A 17,365-nucleotide genomic window follows, 5' to 3' on the forward strand; every position below is an offset into this window, starting at 1 on the left:
GGCTGCGGGCCTCCGCCGACCCGGTGGAGGCCCGCGGGCCGCGACCTCGCCGCGCGCCTGGCGGCGGCCCGGCTCCGGTGGCCGGTGTGATGTCACCGACCCCCGTGGTGAATCGTCATGCACCGTCGTGCATACTTCTTCCCGTGTCCAAGGTGCTTACTTCCCTCCCCGCCGGCGAACGCGTCGGCATCGCCTTCTCCGGTGGTCTCGACACCTCGGTCGCGGTCGCGTGGATGCGTGAGAAGGGCGCGGTGCCCTGCACGTACACCGCGGACATCGGGCAGTACGACGAGCCCGACATCGCCTCCGTCCCGTCCCGGGCCACGACCTACGGCGCGGAACTCGCCCGGCTGGTCGACTGCCGCGCGGCCCTGGTGGAAGAGGGGCTCGCGGCGCTGGCCTGCGGCGCGTTCCACATCCGCTCCGGTGGCCGGGCCTACTTCAACACCACGCCGCTCGGCCGGGCCGTGACGGGCACCATGCTGGTGCGCGCCATGCTCGACGACGACGTCCAGATCTGGGGCGACGGCTCCACCTACAAGGGCAACGACATCGAGCGGTTCTACCGCTACGGCCTGCTGGCCAACCCGTCGCTGCGGATCTACAAGCCGTGGCTGGACGCCGACTTCGTCGGTGAACTCGGCGGGCGCACGGAGATGTCGCAGTGGCTGCTCGCCCGCGACCTCCCGTACCGGTCCAGCACCGAGAAGGCCTATTCCACCGACGCCAACATCTGGGGCGCGACGCACGAGGCCAAGGCGCTGGAGCACCTCGGCGCGGGCATCGAGATCGTCGACCCGATCATGGGCGTGCGGTTCTGGGACCCCGAGGTGGAGATCGCCACCGAGGACGTCACCATCGGCTTCGAGCAGGGCCGCCCGGTCAGCATCGACGGCCGCGCGTTCGACTCGCCCGTCGACCTGGTGCTGGAGGCCAACGCGATCGGCGGCCGGCACGGGCTGGGCATGTCCGACCAGATCGAGAACCGGGTGATCGAGGCCAAGAGCCGCGGCATCTACGAGGCCCCGGGCCTGGCGCTGCTGCACATCGCCTACGAGCGGCTGGTCAACGCGATCCACAACGAGGACACCCTGGCGTCCTACCACAACGAGGGCCGCAAGCTGGGCCGGCTGCTGTACGAGGGCCGCTGGCTGGACCCGCAGTCGCTGATGCTGCGCGAGTCGTTGCAGCGCTGGGTGGGCATGGCGATCACCGGCGAGGTGACGCTGCGCCTGCGTCGCGGCGACGACTACTCGATCCTGGACACCACCGGCCCGGCGTTCAGCTACCACCCGGACAAGCTGTCGATGGAGCGGACCGAGGACTCGGCGTTCGGCCCGGTCGACCGCATCGGCCAGCTCACCATGCGCAACCTCGACATCGCCGACTCGCGCGCCAAGCTGGAGCAGTACGCCGGGCTCGGCATGGTCGGCAGCCGGCAGTCCACGCTGATCAGCGTGGCGGAGGTGCCGCGCACCGAGCTGATCGGCGCGCTGCCCGAGGGCGGAGCGGAAGTCATCGCCTCGCGCGGCGAGGTGGCCGACGACGCGCTGCTCGACCACGCCGCGCTGGAAGCCGGCAACGACTGACCGGTCCGGGTCGCGGCGGCCGTCCCGGGACGGCCGCCGCGACCCGGCCGACGTGCGGCTCCTCCCCGGTGGCGGCGGTAGGCTGGAGGGGAGCGGAGGGGGTCGGGTGGCGCGGACGAAGCCTGGCGCGCAGCGGCGCGGCGACCTGCTCGACGCGGCCGAGGCGCTGGTGCTCCGGTCGGGCGTCGACTCGTTGACCGTGGACGACGTGACGACCGGCGCGGGCGTCGCCAAGGGCACCTTCTACCTGCACTTCGCCAACAAGAACGAGCTGGTGGGCGGCCTGCGGGACCGCTACGTGCAGCGGTTCGTGCAGGCCCAGCGGACGGCCGCGCGCGGCGTCGCGGACCCGGTCGAGCGGGTCGAGCGGTGGTTCCTCGCCGGCATCACCGAGTACCTGGCCGACGTCCGGCTGCACGACCTGCTGTTCCACCACACCGCGCGGCCCGCGCCCGCGGTGCCCAACCTCGCCGTGGACGCCCTCGCCGACCTGCTGGGGGAGGTCCGGGCCGAGCTGCCCGACCCGCGCGCGACGGCCGTCGTGCTCTACCACGCCATGCACGGGCTCGCCGACCACGTCGTGCACTTCCCGGACGAGCGGGACCGCCTGCTCGCCGAGGGGAGCAGGCTCTGCCGGGCCCTCGTCGCAGTGCCTGAGCACCTCTCGGTGTAAGACCGCGCCGTAAGACCGCGCCGTCTCCGACGCTTCTCCTCGGATCCCACGCCGTCACGGGGCTGACTGACGGTCAGTCGTTAGGGTAGCCTTCGCTCAGTCAGTGACTGACCGTCGGTCAGTCGACCGTGCCCGGCCGGACCGTGACGAGGGATGCCGATGTCGACGAACACCATCCGGGCGGACGCGCCCCCCGAGCCGGAGCCCCCTCCCGGGGCGGCCGGGCAGGACGGGCCGCCCCGGCTGGTCGGGGCCGGATCGGCGGCCCGCCTGCTGCGCCCGGTGCGCCGCAAGATGATCGCCTGCGGCGTGCTCTCCTCGATCGCCGCCGCGGCGGGCCTCGCCCCGTACCTCGCCATCGCCGAGATCGCCCGCGCGGCGCTGGGCGCGCCCTCCGCCGGGGCGGTGGGCGGCACGGTGTGGACGTGGGTCGCGGTCGGCGCGGCCGGCGCGCTGCTGCGCCTGGCGCTGCTCGGGTGGTCCTCGCACCTCGGGCACCAGGCCGACGCCGACGTCCTGCTCGACCTCCGGCTTCGGATCGTGCGGCGGCTCGGCGCGGTCCCGCTCGGCTGGTTCCGCTCGTCCGGGTCCGGCGAGGTCAAGAAGGCGATGACCGACGACCTGGAGGACCTGCACCACCTGATCGCGCACGCCCTGGGCGAGCTGGCGGCGGGCGCGACCGCGCTGGTCGTCGGCGTCGGCTACCTGGCCCTGGTGGACTGGCGGATGGCGCTGGTGACGATCGCCGTGCCGCTGGCGGCCGTGGTCGCCTACCGGTTCGCCATGCGGTCCATGCCCGAGCACATGGCCGCGCTGATCGCCGCCGAGGGCCGGATCAGCGCGGCCGGCGTCGAGTACGCGGACGGCATCACCGTGGTCAAGACCTTCGGCGTCGGCGGCCGGATCATGGACCGCTTCGCCGACGCGGTGAGCGAGCACTCCAGGGCGTTCAAGGTCTGGGTGACCGAGACCAGGGTCAGCTCGGCGCTGTCGAACCTGCTGGGCGCGGAGACCACCGTGCTCGCCGCGGTGCTCGCGGTCGGCCTGGTGCTCATCGGCTCCGGTTCGCTCACCACGGCGGACCTGCTGCCGTTCCTGGTGGTCGGGATCGGCCTGCCCACCGCGTTCCTGCCCGTCGTCCAAGGCGCGCAGGGCCTGCGCAAAGCGCGCCTGGCGGCCGGCCGCATCGAGGTCCTGCTGGCCCGAGCCCCGCTGCCCGAACCCGTCGAACCGTTGGCGCCCAAGGGGCACGGCGTCGAGCTGGACCGCGTGACGTTCTCCTACGACGGCGTGACCAACGCGCTGGAGGACGTGAGCGTCACGTGCGCGCCCGGCACGGTGACCGCCGTGGTGGGACCGTCCGGCGCGGGCAAGTCCACGCTGGCCGCGCTGCTGCCGAGGTTCTACGACGTGACCGGCGGCGCGGTCCGCATCGGCGGGGTCGACGTGCGCGACATCGCCCAGGACCGGCTGCTGGCCACGATGTCGTTGGTGTTCCAGGACGTCGTGCTGCTGCGCGACACGGTCACCGAGAACATCCGGATCGGCCGCCCGGACGCCGACGACGAGGAGGTCCGCCGCGCGGCGAAGGCCGCCCAGGTCCACCACGTCGTCGAACGGCTCCCGCTGGGCTACGACACGGTGCTGGGCGGCGGGACCGGCGGCCTGTCCGGCGGCGAGCGCCAGCGGCTCACCATCGCCCGCGCGATCCTGTCCGGCGCGCCGGTCGTGGTGCTGGACGAGGCGACCGCCGCGCTCGACCCGGACGGCGAGTCGGCCGTGCAGGAGGCGTTGTCCGAACTCGTCGCCGGCAAGACGGTGATCGTGATCGCGCACCGGCTGCACACCGTCGTCGCCGCCGACCGGATCGTGGTGCTCGACGGCGGACGGGTCGCCGAATCCGGCACCCACGCCGAACTCCTGGCCCGCGACGGGGTGTTCGCCCGGATGTGGCGCGCCCAGCTGAACGGAGGCCCTGCCACGTGATCCGCCACTTCCACCGGCTCTGGCCGCACCCCGGCGTGCTGGTCCGGCTCACCGCGCTGCACGTCGTCCTGGCCGTCCTCCAGGGGTTGCTGCTCGGTCTGCTGGTGCCGATCCTGCGCGCGCTGCTCCAGGCCGAGCCCGATTTCGCCGCCGCGCGGCCGTGGCTGATCACGGGTGCGGTCGGCGCCGTCGTCTACGGGGTGCTCAAGGTGGTGGCGACGCCCGTCGGGTTCGCCGCGAGCACCGAACTGGCCGAGCAGTTGCGCCACCACCTGATGCGGCACGTGGCCACGTTGCCGCTCGGGTGGTTCACCGGCGACCGCAAGGCCCGGCTGGCCCGCACGGTCACCACGTCGGCCGGCGCGATCGCCCACCTGGCCGCCACGTTCGGCCCGCCCGCCATCACCGGGCTGCTGGTGCCGAGCACGATCATCGTGGTCACGTCCTTCGTGGACTGGCGGCTCGCCCTGCTGTTCCTGGCCGTCCTGCCGGTCGCGCTGGTGGCGCTGCGCCGCGCGGGCCGGGTCGCCGCCGAGGCCGACCGGGACCTGGAGGAGGCTGCCGTCGAGATCGCCGGCCGGGCGATCGAACTCGGCCAGGCGCAGCCCGTGCTGAGGGCCGCCGGCCACGGCTCCACCGGCAGCGCCCGGATGCGGGAGGCGCTCACCGAGCACCGCCTCCGCTACCGGCGGGGTCTGCGCAAAGCGTTGTTCCCCGACCTGACCTACGCGGCCGTGGTGATGGCCGGGTTCACCGCGGTCCTGCTGCTGGGCGCGGGGTTCCTGCTCGACGGCAGCCTCACGGTGGCCGACGCGGTCGCGCTGCTGGTGCTCGCCGTGCGGTTCCTGGAGCCGTTGGGCACGTTGACCGAGTTGCTGGGGACGTTGCACGCCATGGACAACTCGGTGACCAGGGTGGAGGACGTCCTGCGCTCGCCCGCGTTGCCGCCCAGCGCGCACCCGGTGCGGAAGGTCGAGGACCCGACCGTGGAGTTCGCGGACGTCTCGTACTCCTATGGCGGCACGCCCGCCCTCACCGGCGTGTCGTTCGTCTGCCGCCGTGGCACGACGACGGCGCTGGTCGGGCCGTCCGGCTCGGGCAAGACCACGGTGACCCGTCTGGTGGCCAGGTTCTTCGACGTGGACGCGGGCAGCGTGCGGGTCGGCGGCGTCGACGTGCGCGACCTCGACCACGCGGCGCTGATGGACCGGATCGCGATCGTGTTCCAGGACGTGTACCTGTTCGACGCCACGATCGAGGAGAACGTCCGCATCGCCCGCCCGGACGCCACCGCCGGCGAACTGGCGCGGGCCGCGCGGTCCGCCCGGCTGGACGAGGTGGTGCGGCGCCTGCCGCAGGGCTGGCGGACGCGGGTCGGCGAGGGCGGCGCGCAGCTGTCCGGCGGCGAGCGGCAGCGGGTGTCGATCGCGCGGGCGTTCCTGAAGCGGGCCCGGATCGTGCTGCTGGACGAGGCCGGTTCCGCGCTCGACCCGGAGAACGAGGGCGCGGTCGGCGCGGCGATCGCGGAGCTGGGCCGCGACCCGGACCGCACGGTGGTCGTGATCGCGCACCGGCCGGCGACCCTCGCGGCGGCGGACCACGTGGTGGCGCTGGACGGCGGCCGGGTCGTCGAGCAGGGCGCGCCGGCGGACCTGCTCGCCGCCGGCGGCCCGTACACCCGGCTGCACGACCAGTACGAGCACGCCCGGGGTTGGCGCATCGCCGCCGGCTGAGGACGGGGCGGGCGTGCGGCGACCGGCCGGTACGGGTCGGCCGCCCCCCGGTGCGGTGCCCGGCCGGATTCCCGGCGGGGCACCGCACCGGGCAGGTCACCCGGTCACGGCGTTCTTCCGCGCCGCCAGCACGATCAGGACGCCGGCCGCCGCGCCCACGAAGTAGGGGGACGGAACCAGCAGCACACCGCCGACGACGCACCACACCAGCAGCGCCCAGCCCAGGGCGGCCGGCACCGCGACACCGCGCCCGGCGAGGTGCCCGACCAGGAACCCCAGCAGGACCAGCGGGACGGCGAAGCTCCCCGGACCCGCCCAGAACGTGAGGCCGTTCTCCAGACCGGGCACGGTCCGCCCGGCGTCGGTCAGCGGGACCGCCGCCCAGAGCCCCCGGCTCCACCAGCCGGCGACGCCGTCCCAGCGGATCACGGTCAGCAGCGCCAGGTGACCCGCGCCCAGCACGATCATGATGCCGCCCGCCCAGCGCAGCATTCGCCTGCTCGCCATCGTTCCTCGTCCGCTCTGCTCGGAGTGGTGGACCGTTCCCTTTCCTCCGGGTGTCCGGTGTGCGCGGACCCCGCCGGTCGGGCCAGCCTTCCGTACGGCACCGTATATCTCGGTTGTACGGTACCGTACAAGTCCGACCGCACACTCCTGGAACGAGGTGGACCGGTGCCCCCCAACGCCCGCACGCCGCGCAGCCGCTGGATCGAGGCCGGCCTGGAAGCCCTCGCCCGGGGCGGTCCGGACGCGGTCCGGGTGGAGGTGCTGGCCGCGTCGATCGGCGTGACCAAGGGCGGCTTCTACGGGTACTTCGACGGCCGCCCGGAACTGCTCGCCGAACTGCTCGACGAGTGGGAGCGGCGCTGCACCGACGACATCATCGCCCGGGTCGAGGCGGAGAGCCCGGACCCGGCGCAGCGGATCCGGCTGGCCGGGCAGCTCACGTTCTCCGACGACCTGCACCGGATCGACCTCGCGATCCGCGAGTGGGCCCGCCAGGACCCGGCGGTCGCGCAGCGGCTGCGGCGGATCGACAACGCCCGGATGGACTTCCTGCGCGCGATGTTCGGCAGCTACCTCACCGACCCCGACGAGGTCGAGGCCCGGTGCACGCTGGCCTTCGCGCTGGCCATCGGCCGCCACTTCATCGCCGCCGACCACCCCGGGCGCACCAGGCGCGAGGCCGTCGAACTCGCCGGGGAACTCCTGCTGCGCGACCAGTTCCACCCGCCGCCGGGCGGTTCGCCCGCGCCGGGTCCGGAATAGATCACCGGTCGGCCGGGGTTGGCCGTGGCATGGCTGAAGAAGGCAACGGGCCCGCCGCGGTGGTCCTGGACGACGAAGGCGCGTCCGAATTGCTGGCCGCTCGGCGGATCGGCGTGCTGGCGACCACCAAGAAGAGCGGGCACCCGCACCTGACCACGATGTTGTACGACTGGGACCCCGGGCAGCGGGTGCTGCGGTTCACCACGACCCTCGACCGGGCCAAGGTGGGTCACGTCCGGCGCTCCGGCAAGGCCGCGCTGCACGTCTCTGCGGACGACTGGAACTTCGCCGTCGCGGAGGGCGACGCCACGGTCTCCGAGGCGACCACCACGCCGGGGGACGCCATCGGGCGCGAGCTGCTGGCCATCGTGCCCGAGGAGTACCGGTCCGGTCTGGGGCTGAGCGACGAGGAGTTCCTCGAACTCCAGGTGCGCGAGCGCCGGGTGATCATCCGGGTGGCGGTGACCAGGCTCTACGGCAACCGGATCAACGTCGGCTGACGGCGCGCCGCCCGCGCCACCGGGTAGCCGAGCACGACGACGGTCGACAGCGCCGGAATCGCCTGTCCCACAACGCACTCGCCCAGCAGGTAGGCCGCGGCCGGCACGGCGGCGCACGCGGCGAACGCCCACCCCGGCGCGGTGGGCGGCCTGCCCGGCGAGGCCCACGGTGTCCGCTTGAGGGGTTTCGCCACGGAGGGCCGCACCTGGCCCGCCGGCGCGCCCGCCATCGGCAGTGGCGAGCCGTCCGGGTGCAGGTTCGGGCTGAGCAGGGAGATGCCGACGTAGAGCCGGCTGAACGTGACCACGTGCGACCAGACCAGCAGTTTCCTCGACATGCCGTCCCCTACATGTAGGCGTCCTACATATAGGACGGCGGGCGGGCGGCCCCGTTAGGATCCCGGCGTGGCCGTGAGCATCCGCGACGTCGCCCGCGCGGCCGGGGTGTCGATCACCCAGGCGAGCTTCGCCCTCAACGGGCGCACCGGCGTCGCCGAGCAGACCCGGCGTCGCGTGCTGGAGGCCGCCGAACAGCTCGGCTACCGCGCCAACCCGCACGCCCGCGCCCTGCGCAGCGGCCAGCCCACCACCTTCGGGCTGGTGGTGCGCAACCTCGCCAACCCGTTCTTCCTGGACGTGATCGGCGGTGCGCAGGAGGCCGCGCGGGAGGCCGGGGCGACCGTGCTGGTGCTCGACTCCGAGTACTCCGCGGACCGCGAACTCCAGCACGTCGAACGCCTGGTGGACCACCGGGTCGGCGGGCTGGCCGTCGCGCCGGTCGGCGCGGGGGAGTCGGTGCGCCGCTGGCGGGAGCTGTGCCCGGACCTGCCGGTGGTCGTGGTCAACGCGACCACCGAGGGCGTGCCGAGGGTGGGCCCGGACAACCAGGCCGCCGTGGAGCTGCCGGTGCGCCGGCTGGTCGAACTCGGGCACCGGGAGATCGCGCTGGTCACCGCGCCGCCGGGGCTGATGGCCGACCCGGACCGGTTGCACCACTTCCAGGCCGTGACGGCGGAACTCGGCGTCGTCGGCCGGGTGGTGGCCGCGCCGCTCAACCTCACCGCCGTGCACTCGGCGGTGCTCGCCGTGCTCCGCGCGGACCACCCGCCGACCGCCGTGATCACCAACTCCGACCACACCGCGCTGGCGGTCTACCGGGCCGCGCGCGACCTCGGGATCACGATCGGGCGCGAATTGTCCGTGGTGGGTCACGACGACCTGCCCACCTCCGAGATGCTGGACCCGCCGCTGGCCACCATCCGGGTGGACCGGCGGGCGCTCGGACGCGCTCTCATGGCCCGCCTGTTAACCCCTCGGACACTGGGCGACCACCGGGAATTCGTCCAGCTGGTCGAACGGGTCTCACTGGGCCCGGTCAGCTTGACAAGCACGCGCGCCGTCACGAATCCTCCGCACGTCTAAAACGTTTTGGTCGCTCGGAAACCCCTTGCCCACGAGGAAGGTTCGACCCGTGACCCACACCCGAGTCCTCCGCACGGTCGGTCTCGGCGCCGTCGCGCTGGCGCTGGTCGCCGCGTGCGGCGCGCCGCCCGCCAAGGAGGGCGCCGCGAACAGCTCGTCCGCCGCCACCGCGAAGTCCGCCGCCGACCTCGGCGGCCTGGACAAGCTCGTCGAGGCCGCCAAGAAGGAGGGCAAGCTCAACGTCATCGCGCTGCCCCCGGACTGGGCCAACTACGGCGAGATCATCAAGGCGTTCGAGACCGAGTACGGCATCAAGGTCGACTCCGCGCAGCCCGACGCGTCCAGCCAGGACGAGATCAACGCCGCCAAGCAGCTCAAGGGCGGCGACCGCGCGCCGGACGTGTTCGACCTCGGCCTGAACGTGGCCTTGGCGAACAAGGACGTCTTCGCGCCCTACCAGGTGCAGACCTGGAACGAGATCCCGGCCGAGCTGAAGGAGTCCACCGGGCTCTACTACGGCGACTACGGCGGCTTCATGTCCATCGGCTACGACGCCGCCAAGGTGCCCGCGCCGACCTCGGTCAAGGACCTGCTCAAGCCCGAGTACCAGGGCAAGGTCGCGCTCAACGGCGACCCGACGCAGGCCGGCGCCGCGTTCTCCGGCGTCGTGATGGCCGCGCTGGGCAACGGCGGCTCCGCCGACGACGTCAAGCCCGGCGTGGAGTTCTTCAAGCAGCTCAAGGCCGCCGGCAACTTCCTGCCGGTCGACCCGTCGCCCGCGACCATCGAGTCCGGCCAGACGCCGGTCGTGATCGACTGGGACTACACCAACGCCGCGCAGACCGCGAAGCTCGCCGGCAAGGCGGACTGGAAGGTCGTGGTGCCGCAGGGCGCGCAGGTCGGCGCGTACTACAACCAGGCGGTCAACAAGGACGCCCCGCACCCGGCCGCCGCGCGGCTGTGGCAGGAGTTCCTGTTCTCCGACAAGGGCCAGAACCTCTACCTCAAGGGCCTGTCCCGGCCGGTGCGGCTGGACGCGCTGACCAAGTCCGGCAAGGTCGACGCGGACGCGAACGCCAAGCTGCCCAAGACCGACGGCAAGCAGGTGTTCCTCACCCAGGACCAGGCGGACAAGGCCAAGAAGACCCTGTCCGAGACGTGGGCCCAGGCGGTGGGCTGACCGGTGGTCGCACCCGTCACCACCCCGACCGGGGGCGGCCCGTCCGCCGCCCCCGGTCGGGGGCCCGCCGCGAAGCCGAGGCTCGCCTGGCTCGTCGTCGTGCCGTTCCTGGCCTACGTCGGGATCTTCCTGGTGTACCCGACGGTCCTGGTGCTGGCCGGCGCGTTCCAGGACGCGAACGGCGCGTTCACCACGGAGAACCTGGCCGCGCTCGGCCAGGGCGTGTACCTCCAGGCGTTCCTGCGCAGCGTCGAGCTGTCCGCGTTGACGGCCCTGCTGGGCGCGGTGCTCGGGGCGCTGCTGTCGTGGGCGGTCGCGGTGGGCAGGCCGGAGGGGGTGCTGCGCCGGGTCGTCGTGGCGGGTTCCGGTGTGCTGGCGCAGTTCGGCGGCGTGCCGCTGGCCTTCGCCTTCCTGGCCACGGTGGGGTTCCAGGGGTTCGTCACCCAGTTCCTCAAGAACCGGTTCGGGATCGACCTGTTCGCCCAGGGTGCGTGGCTGTTCGAGCTGCCAGGTCTGACGCTGGTCTACACGTTCTTCCAGATCCCGTTGATGCTCATCGTGTTCCTGCCCGCGCTGGACGGCCTCCGTCCACAGTGGAGGGAAGCGGTGGACAGCCTGGGCGGCGGCACGTGGACCTACTGGCGGCACGTCGGCGGCCCGATCCTGCTGCCCGCCTTCCTCGGCGCGCTGCTGCTGCTGTTCGCCAACGCCTTCTCCGCCTACGCCACGGCCGCCGCGCTGGTCTCGCAGGGCAGCCCGATCGTGCCGCTGCAGATCCGCGGCGCGCTGACCGGTGAAGTCCTGCTGGGCAACGAGAACCTGGGCAAGGCGCTGGGCCTGGGCATGGTCGTGGTGGTCGCGGTGGCGATGGGCCTCTACGCGCTGCTGCAACGGAGGTTCGCCCGATGGCAGTGAAAGTCGTGCGGTGGCTGGTGCTCGGCGTGCTGGGCGTGTTCTTCCTGCTGCCGCTGCTGGCGATGGCGGAGTTCTCCACGCGCGGCGTGAACGGCTCGCGCAGCCTGGACTCGTGGTCGGGCATCGTCTCCGACCCGGACCTGGTGGACGCGATCCTGGTGTCCGTGCAGCTCGCGGTGACCAGCTCGCTGGTCGTGCTGGCGCTGCTGGTGCCGACCATGACGTGGATCCGGCTGCGGCTGCCGAAGCTGCGCCGGCTGGTGGAGTTCCTGTGCCTGCTGCCGATCACGATCCCGGCGATCGTGCTGGTGGTCGGCCTGGCCCCGGTCTACGCGTGGGTGGACTACTTCGTGGGCGACTCGCCGCTGACGCTCACCTTCGCCTACGCCGTGCTGGTGCTGCCCTTCGCCTACCGGTCGATCGACGCGGGCCTGTCCGCGATCGACCTCAAGACGCTGGCGGAGGCGGCGCGCGGCCTCGGCGCGTCCTGGGGCACGGTGCTGCTGCGGATCGTGGTGCCCAACATCCGCACCGCGCTGATCGGCGCGGCGCTGCTGTCGGTCGCGCTGGTGCTGGGCGAGTTCACCATCGCGTCCCTGCTGAACTTCGACACGTTGCAGGTGCGGGTGAACCTGCTGGGCAAGCGGAACGCGGGCGTGTCCATCGCGGTGTCGCTGCTGAGCCTGCTGTTCGCGTTCGTGTTGCTGTTCCTGCTCTCGTTCGTCGGCGGGCGGCGGCGGGACACCGTCGCGGAGGAAGGCTGAGATGGGTTACCTGGAGTTGCACGGGCTGCGCAAGTCGTTCGGCGGGCAGCCCGCGCTGGCTGGTCTGGACCTCGACCTGGCGCAGGGCGAACTGGTCAGCCTGCTCGGCCCGAGCGGCTGCGGCAAGACCACCGCGCTGCGCATCGTGGCCGGGTTCGAGACCGCCGACGAGGGCGTGGTCCGGGTCGACGGCCGCGACGTGACCGCCGTGCCCGCGAACAAGCGCGACATGGGCATGGTCTTCCAGGCGTACAGCCTGTTCCCGAACATGACCGCCGCGCAGAACATCGCGTTCGGGCTGCGGCTGCGCAAGGCCCCCGGCCGCGCCGCGCGCACCGACGAGCTGCTGGAGCTGGTCGGCCTGGGGCACCTGGGCAAGCGGTACCCGCACCAGCTCTCCGGCGGCCAGCAGCAGCGGGTGGCGCTGGCCCGCGCGCTGGCGATCCAGCCGCGCGTGCTGCTGCTGGACGAGCCGCTGTCCGCGCTGGACGCCAAGGTCCGGGTCGCGCTGCGGGAGGAGATCCGGCGCATCCAGACCGAGCTGGGCATGACCACGCTGTTCGTCACGCACGACCAGGAGGAGGCGCTGGCCGTCTCCGACCGGGTCGGGGTGATGTCGCAGGGCCGGCTGGAACAGCTGGACACGCCCGCCGTGGTCTACCGGCAGCCCGCGTCGGCGTTCGTGGCGCAGTTCGTGGGCGTCACCAACGCGGTGTTCGGCACCGCCGAGGCGGGCGGCGTGCGGCTGGGCGGGTTCCGGCTGGCGACCGACGCGGCGGAGGGCATCACGGCGGGTGCCGAGGTGAAGGTCATCGTGCGGCCGGAGGACATCGGCATCGCCCAGCACAGCGGCCAGGACAACGGCGCGCTGGTGGGCAGCGTGCTCACGCAGAGCTTCCTCGGCCCGGTGACCCGCCTGTCGGTCCGACTGGCCGGCGGCGAGCAGGTCCTCCGGGTCGACCAGCCCTCCAGCCGGGCCGGGGACTTCCCGCCCGGCACGTCGGTGGCGCTGGACCTCGCGGCGGGCAGGCTGATGGTCGTCGAGGAGTAGCCCTCCGGCGGCCCGCACACCACCACCGCCCTCCCGCCCCGCAGCCGGCCCCAGGGCTGTCCCGCGAGCGTGGCTGTTTCGTGACCTGAGACCGGCTCGACAGGGTCGGGACCACAGCCGCCGGAAGAGGATCGTTCGATGGCGACGTACGACCAGCTGACCGGGTGGGCCGGTCCGGGGCATGTCACTCGCGCCCGGCGGGACGTCGTGGCCGGCTGGCAGATCCCGGGCTTCATGAAGGCGCAGCTCGTCGAGGTGGGCGTCCCGGTGGCTCCGCGCCTCGTCGAACGAGTCGTGATGCAGAGCGAGGCTGATCCGGTCCTGCTCACGTCCCGGGGTCCGCTCTACCGCCTCACCGAGCAGGCGGACCCTGATGACCAGGCCGAGCGGTCGTCGTTCGGCGTCGAGCCGGGGACCGGAGCGGTCTACTTCGTCATGCCGGACGGGGAGGCGTGGTTCGCCGACTCGGGTGTCGGCGTGTGGCTCGACGTCCTTCACCGCTACGGCAGCTGTATCACCGCGTCAGAGCTTCTCAGCGAGCCGGACGACCTTGAGGAGTACCTCTCCGAAGAGCAGGAGGAGCGGGCTTTCGCCGAGCTGAACCAACTGGCCGAGGAGCTGAAGGAGATCGACCCGGCAGCCTTCGACGGCTACGAGGGGTTTCTCTGGCCGGCGCTCCTGGACCGCTGGCTCTACTGAACTCGGCCGGCAGATCCGGCGCCCGCGAGTCCGGACCCGTGCGGGAGGCCGGGCCGCCCACGACTGAGACGATCTTCATCCCGCACCGCCGAGAACCCGGCCAGACCGGGCTGCCGGCCTGGAAGGAAGCCCGCAACACCTCCCACCGCGAAGTCCGCGCCCGAGTCGAGCACACCTTCGCCAACCTCGCCCTGACCGGAGAGCGGCCCTGTGCCGGCGGCTGATGAGGAGCAGGTCCGAGATCACTTGCGGGCCGATGCGGGCCGCCAGGACTGGCGTGGGCCGCCGGGACGGGCGCTGGGTGGCGCGGAACGTCGGGTGGCGCGCGACGGCCGGCTGAGAGGGGTCGGGCGCGGCGTGGGGGTTGCGCGTGCGGGCGGTGGCGGGGCTGGGCATGATCCACCCATGACGAGGGCGTGGTACCGGCCGATGACGGCCCGGCGGTCCGACGAGGAGCACCGGGTCGCCACCCCGCTGGAGCTGTTGTTCGACCTGAGCTTCGTGGTCGCGGTCGCGTCGGCCGCGGCGAACCTGCACCACGCGCTGACCGAGGACCACATCGGCCACGGCATCACCGGCTACCTGACCGTGTTCTTCGCGATCTGGTGGGCGTGGCTGAACTTCACCTGGTTCGCATCCGCCTACGACACCGACGACGTGCCCTACCGGCTGACGACGTTGGTGCAGGTCGCGGGCGTGCTGGTGGTCGCCGCCGGGGTGCCGCGAGCCTTCGACCGAGCCGATTTCACGGTGATCACGGTCGGGTACGTGATCATGCGGCTGGCCATGGTCGTGCAGTGGCTGCGGGCGGCGCGCTCCGACGTGGAGCGCCGCGCCGCCGCCCGGCGGTACGCGCTGGGCATCGCCGTCGTGCAGGTCGGCTGGGTGGCCCGGCTGTGGTTGCCGGACGAGCTGTTCTGGGTCGGGTTCCTGGTGATGGTGGTGGCCGAGCTGGCGGTGCCGGCGTGGGCGGAGCGGGTCGCGCGCACGACGTGGCACCCGCACCACATCGCCGAGCGGTACGGGCTGTTCACGCTGATCGTGCTGGGCGAGTCGATCCTGGCGGCGACCGGCGCGATCTCCTCCGCGCTGGACAGCGGGCACTCGTCGGGCGCGCTGATCTCGCTGGCCCTGGCCGGGCTGGTGATCGTGTTCTCGCTGTGGTGGCTGTACTTCGAGCACCCGGCGCCCGACCTGCTCAGGTCCATGCGGGTCTCGCTGACCTGGGGCTACGGGCACTACCTGGTGTTCGCCTCGGTCGCGGCGGTCGGCGCGGGGCTGGCCGTGGCGGTCGACCACGACCTGAACGTCGCGCACCTGCCCGCGTCCGCCGCCGGGATGGCGACGACGGTCCCGGTCGCGGTGTTCCTGCTGGTGGTCTGGTTCCTCCAGGTGTACCCGCGTCGGCGAGGATTGGTCACCTGGGCGTTCCCGGCGGCGGCCGTGCTGGTGCTGCTCGCGTCGTTCGCGCCGGCGCCGGTCCACGTGGTCGCGCTGGTGCTGGCGGCGCTGGTGGCGGTGACGGTCGCGGCGGGGCGCGACACCGCACACCGAGGAGATTCCTGATGGTCCACGAACTGCGCCTGGTCGTCACCGCGGCGGACTACGACGAGGCGCTGCGCTTCTACCGGGACGTGCTGGGCCTGCCGGAGCGGGCGGCGTTCACCTCGCCCGGCGGCCGGGTGACGATCCTGGAGGCGGGCCGCGCCACGCTGGAGATCACCGACCCGCCGCACGCCGAGTACATCGACGAGGTCGAGGTGGGCCGCCGGGTCGCGGGCCACATCCGGGTGGCGTTCGAGGTGGCGGACTCGGCGGCGACGACCCGTGAGCTGGAGGCGGCGGGCGCGAGCGTGGTCGCCGAGCCGACCCGCACACCGTGGAACTCGCTCAACGCCCGCCTGGAGGCCCCGGCGGGGTTGCAGCTGACCTTGTTCACCGAATTGGGCTGATCCGCCCGGTGACGTGCGAAGGGGCCCGCCCGTCACCGGGCGGGCCCCTCGGCTCACCGCGCGATGCGCCTTCGGGCTACCTCGGGAACAGTTCCCGGTAGTGGCCCTGGGTCTGCACGTTCAACTCGTCCACGCGGATGAACTTGGCGGTGAGGACGCGCGGGTCCCGCAGGTCCAGCACGTCGAAGCCCTTCGCCATGTCCGACGAGTAGATGTAGCCGTTGTAGTAGTACGTCGACCACGCGCCGCCGCCCTTGCCGTTGGGCAGCGGGCCGCGCTCGAACCAGCCGATCTCCTTGGGGTTGCGGGAGTCGGTGAAGTCCCAGATCGAGATGCCGCCCTGGTACCACGCCTGCACCATGATGTCGCGCCCCTGCACGGGGATCAGCGAACCGTTGTGCGCCACGCAGTTCTCGGTGTCGGCCTGCACCCGGGAGATCTTGTAGTACGAGCGGAACTCCAGCTTGCGCTGGTCGCCACGACCGGTGATGTCGTAGATGCCGTCCGCGCCGCGGGTCTTGCCGATGGTCTCGTTGCACGTCGCCGCGCCGCCGCCACCGAGTTCGTCGGTGAACACGACCTTGGTGCCAGCGTTGTTGAACGTGGCCGAGTGCCAGAACGCGAAGTTCTTGTCGTCCTGCACGCGGTTGATCTCGCGGGGCTTCTCCCGGTCGGAGATGTCCCACAGGACGCCGTCACCCATGCACGCGCCCGCCGCGAGGTCCTTGGACGGGTACACGGTGATGTCGTGGCAGCCCGAGGTCGCGGTCACGTAGCCGGTCGGTACGGTGCCCGGGATGCCGGGGTTGCCGCCGTCCGGGAACAACACGGTCTCGGAGAGCACCGACGCCGCCGCCGGGTTCTTCAGCGGCACCTTGACGATCGAGATCAGGTCGTGCGGCGGCTGGCAGTCCGGGAACGTGGCGTTCGGGGCGTAGGACGACACGTACAGGTAGACGTCCTTGCCCTTCTTGTCCGGCACCAGCGTGTGGGTGTGGGAGCCGCACTTGGTCTCGACGGCCGCGACGTAGCGCGGGTTGCGCTTGTCGCTGATGTCGAAGATCTTGATGCCTTCCCAGGCGTTCTTGTTCGTGGCCGGCAGCGGCGTGCTGGAGCAGGAGTTGTCGCTGCGGGACGAGTCCGTGGACAGGAACAGCAGGTTGCCGCGGACGGAGATGTCGTTCTGCGAGCCGGGGCAGAGCACCGTGCTCGCGATCTTGGGCTTGTGCGGGTTGCGGATGTCGTAGACGACGAACCCGTCGTAGTTCCCGTCGAACGCGTAGCCGTCCTGGAAAGCCAGGTCCGACCACGTCGACGCCTCGGTGAACGGGGCCGGCTTCGGCAGGTTCGCGAGGTGCTTGACGTTGCGGCTGTTGCGGATTTCGTCGACACCGGGAATGCCCGTGCCCGGCTGTTCCTGTGCGACGAGTTGGGCTTCCGACAGCCCGGCCAGGTCGGCGTCCGTCCCGGGTTCCGCCACCGCCTGCGGTCCCCACGTCAGGGTCGAGAGCGCCAGTGCGAACGCCCCCAGGGCCGCGGCGGTTCTCCGCCGTCGTGCCGAATCGCGTGCAGTCACTTCAGGTCTCCCCTTCCAAACCTGTAGCAGGGATCGCAGTATTGCCCGTTCGCAAC

The 17,365-nt window shown here is 72.3% G+C and carries 17 protein-coding genes and 1 pseudogene; 15 read left to right on the forward strand and 3 right to left on the reverse strand.

The genetic code is table 11. From position 1 onward, the window contains the following. Positions 1 to 143 precede the first annotated feature (143 nt). From argG to AC0HI0_RS03590, 4 genes are all read left to right on the forward strand, one after another. A complete protein-coding gene (gene argG / locus AC0HI0_RS03575; protein ID WP_480930795.1) occupies positions 144 to 1,589 on the forward strand; it encodes an argininosuccinate synthase in 1,446 nt (481 codons plus the stop codon). Positions 1,590 to 1,695: 106 nt separating this feature from the next. Beyond that, positions 1,696 to 2,262 (forward strand): TetR/AcrR family transcriptional regulator, encoded by a 567-nt coding sequence (locus AC0HI0_RS03580; RefSeq protein ID WP_480930796.1) that lies wholly within the window; start codon positions 1,696 to 1,698, stop codon positions 2,260 to 2,262. Between the two features lie 159 nt (positions 2,263 to 2,421). Beyond that, positions 2,422 to 4,248: an ABC transporter ATP-binding protein gene (locus AC0HI0_RS03585; RefSeq protein ID WP_480930797.1), complete on the forward strand. Its 1,827-nt coding sequence runs from the start codon at positions 2,422 to 2,424 to the stop codon at positions 4,246 to 4,248. After that, the gene (locus AC0HI0_RS03590; protein ID WP_480930798.1) at positions 4,245 to 5,981 is read left to right on the forward strand and encodes an ABC transporter ATP-binding protein; all 1,737 of its coding nucleotides are present in this window, start codon (positions 4,245 to 4,247) and stop codon (positions 5,979 to 5,981) included. Before AC0HI0_RS03585 ends, AC0HI0_RS03590 begins: the two co-directional genes overlap by 4 nt. Before the next feature lie 96 nt (positions 5,982 to 6,077). On the opposite strand, the gene AC0HI0_RS03595 is transcribed toward AC0HI0_RS03590, so the two are convergent. Further along, entirely contained in the window at positions 6,078 to 6,488 is a 411-nt protein-coding gene (locus AC0HI0_RS03595; RefSeq protein WP_480930799.1) for a DUF6463 family protein, read from the reverse strand. Between the two features lie 165 nt (positions 6,489 to 6,653). Between AC0HI0_RS03595 and AC0HI0_RS03600 the strand changes: the two genes are divergently transcribed. Together AC0HI0_RS03600 and AC0HI0_RS03605 are read left to right on the forward strand one after the other, a co-directional pair. Further along, positions 6,654 to 7,250 carry a TetR/AcrR family transcriptional regulator gene (locus tag AC0HI0_RS03600; protein ID WP_480930800.1) on the forward strand — a complete coding sequence of 199 codons (597 nt, stop codon included), beginning with the start codon at positions 6,654 to 6,656 and terminating at the stop codon, positions 7,248 to 7,250. Between the two features lie 29 nt (positions 7,251 to 7,279). Further along, entirely contained in the window at positions 7,280 to 7,750 is a 471-nt protein-coding gene (locus AC0HI0_RS03605; RefSeq protein WP_480930801.1) for a TIGR03618 family F420-dependent PPOX class oxidoreductase, read from the forward strand. Here AC0HI0_RS03605 and AC0HI0_RS03610 read toward each other — a convergent pair. Continuing rightward, positions 7,723 to 8,088, reverse strand: a complete 366-nt coding sequence (locus AC0HI0_RS03610; RefSeq protein WP_480930802.1) for a hypothetical protein — start codon at positions 8,086 to 8,088, stop codon at positions 7,723 to 7,725. The genes AC0HI0_RS03605 and AC0HI0_RS03610 overlap by 28 nt on opposite strands. 67 nt (positions 8,089 to 8,155) lie before the next feature. On the opposite strand from AC0HI0_RS03610, the gene AC0HI0_RS03615 reads away from it, so the two are divergent. From AC0HI0_RS03615 to AC0HI0_RS03655, 9 genes and pseudogenes are all read left to right on the forward strand, one after another. Then, positions 8,156 to 9,172 (forward strand): LacI family DNA-binding transcriptional regulator, encoded by a 1,017-nt coding sequence (locus tag AC0HI0_RS03615; RefSeq protein ID WP_480930803.1) that lies wholly within the window; start codon positions 8,156 to 8,158, stop codon positions 9,170 to 9,172. Between the two features lie 49 nt (positions 9,173 to 9,221). Next, positions 9,222 to 10,352, forward strand: a complete 1,131-nt coding sequence (locus AC0HI0_RS03620) for an ABC transporter substrate-binding protein (protein WP_480930804.1) — start codon at positions 9,222 to 9,224, stop codon at positions 10,350 to 10,352. Positions 10,353 to 10,355: 3 nt separating this feature from the next. After that, positions 10,356 to 11,267: an ABC transporter permease gene (locus AC0HI0_RS03625; protein ID WP_480930805.1), complete on the forward strand. Its 912-nt coding sequence runs from the start codon at positions 10,356 to 10,358 to the stop codon at positions 11,265 to 11,267. After that, positions 11,258 to 12,031: an ABC transporter permease gene (locus AC0HI0_RS03630; protein ID WP_480930806.1), complete on the forward strand. Its 774-nt coding sequence runs from the start codon at positions 11,258 to 11,260 to the stop codon at positions 12,029 to 12,031. Before AC0HI0_RS03625 ends, AC0HI0_RS03630 begins: the two co-directional genes overlap by 10 nt. Before the next feature lies 1 nt (position 12,032). Beyond that, positions 12,033 to 13,082 (forward strand): ABC transporter ATP-binding protein, encoded by a 1,050-nt coding sequence (locus AC0HI0_RS03635; RefSeq protein WP_480930807.1) that lies wholly within the window; start codon positions 12,033 to 12,035, stop codon positions 13,080 to 13,082. 138 nt (positions 13,083 to 13,220) lie between these two features. Beyond that, entirely contained in the window at positions 13,221 to 13,781 is a 561-nt protein-coding gene (locus AC0HI0_RS03640; RefSeq protein ID WP_480930808.1) for an SUKH-4 family immunity protein, read from the forward strand. Between the two features lie 77 nt (positions 13,782 to 13,858). Beyond that, positions 13,859 to 13,969 (forward strand): annotated as a pseudogene (locus AC0HI0_RS03645) (IS5/IS1182 family transposase); the annotation flags it as partial. A gap of 217 nt (positions 13,970 to 14,186) precedes the next feature. Continuing rightward, complete coding sequence (locus AC0HI0_RS03650) at positions 14,187 to 15,347, forward strand: low temperature requirement protein A (protein ID WP_480930809.1); 1,161 nt, start codon at positions 14,187 to 14,189, stop codon at positions 15,345 to 15,347. After that, positions 15,347 to 15,733: a VOC family protein gene (locus AC0HI0_RS03655; RefSeq protein ID WP_480930810.1), complete on the forward strand. Its 387-nt coding sequence runs from the start codon at positions 15,347 to 15,349 to the stop codon at positions 15,731 to 15,733. Before AC0HI0_RS03650 ends, AC0HI0_RS03655 begins: the two co-directional genes overlap by 1 nt. A gap of 76 nt (positions 15,734 to 15,809) precedes the next feature. Here AC0HI0_RS03655 and AC0HI0_RS03660 read toward each other — a convergent pair whose 3' ends face one another. Further along, positions 15,810 to 17,213: an LVIVD repeat-containing protein gene (locus AC0HI0_RS03660; protein WP_480930811.1), complete on the reverse strand. Its 1,404-nt coding sequence runs from the start codon at positions 17,211 to 17,213 to the stop codon at positions 15,810 to 15,812. Between the last annotated feature and the right edge of the window lie 152 nt (positions 17,214 to 17,365).

The organism is Saccharothrix sp. NBAS 001 (genome assembly GCF_056640475.1).

What these genes read in the sequence shown, in the direction of transcription:
- AC0HI0_RS03585 (WP_480930797.1), top strand. Translation starts at nt 2,422, where the DNA reads ATGTCGACGAACACCATCCGGGCGGACGCGCCCCCCGAGCCGGAGCCC.
- AC0HI0_RS03595 (WP_480930799.1), bottom strand. Translation starts at nt 6,488, where the DNA reads ATGGCGAGCAGGCGAATGCTGCGCTGGGCGGGCGGCATCATGATCGTG.
- AC0HI0_RS03605 (WP_480930801.1), top strand. Translation starts at nt 7,280, where the DNA reads ATGGCTGAAGAAGGCAACGGGCCCGCCGCGGTGGTCCTGGACGACGAA.
- AC0HI0_RS03610 (WP_480930802.1), bottom strand. Translation starts at nt 8,088, where the DNA reads ATGTCGAGGAAACTGCTGGTCTGGTCGCACGTGGTCACGTTCAGCCGG.
- AC0HI0_RS03630 (WP_480930806.1), top strand. Translation starts at nt 11,258, where the DNA reads ATGGCAGTGAAAGTCGTGCGGTGGCTGGTGCTCGGCGTGCTGGGCGTG.
- AC0HI0_RS03635 (WP_480930807.1), top strand. Translation starts at nt 12,033, where the DNA reads ATGGGTTACCTGGAGTTGCACGGGCTGCGCAAGTCGTTCGGCGGGCAG.
- AC0HI0_RS03640 (WP_480930808.1), top strand. Translation starts at nt 13,221, where the DNA reads ATGGCGACGTACGACCAGCTGACCGGGTGGGCCGGTCCGGGGCATGTC.
- AC0HI0_RS03650 (WP_480930809.1), top strand. Translation starts at nt 14,187, where the DNA reads ATGACGAGGGCGTGGTACCGGCCGATGACGGCCCGGCGGTCCGACGAG.
- AC0HI0_RS03655 (WP_480930810.1), top strand. Translation starts at nt 15,347, where the DNA reads ATGGTCCACGAACTGCGCCTGGTCGTCACCGCGGCGGACTACGACGAG.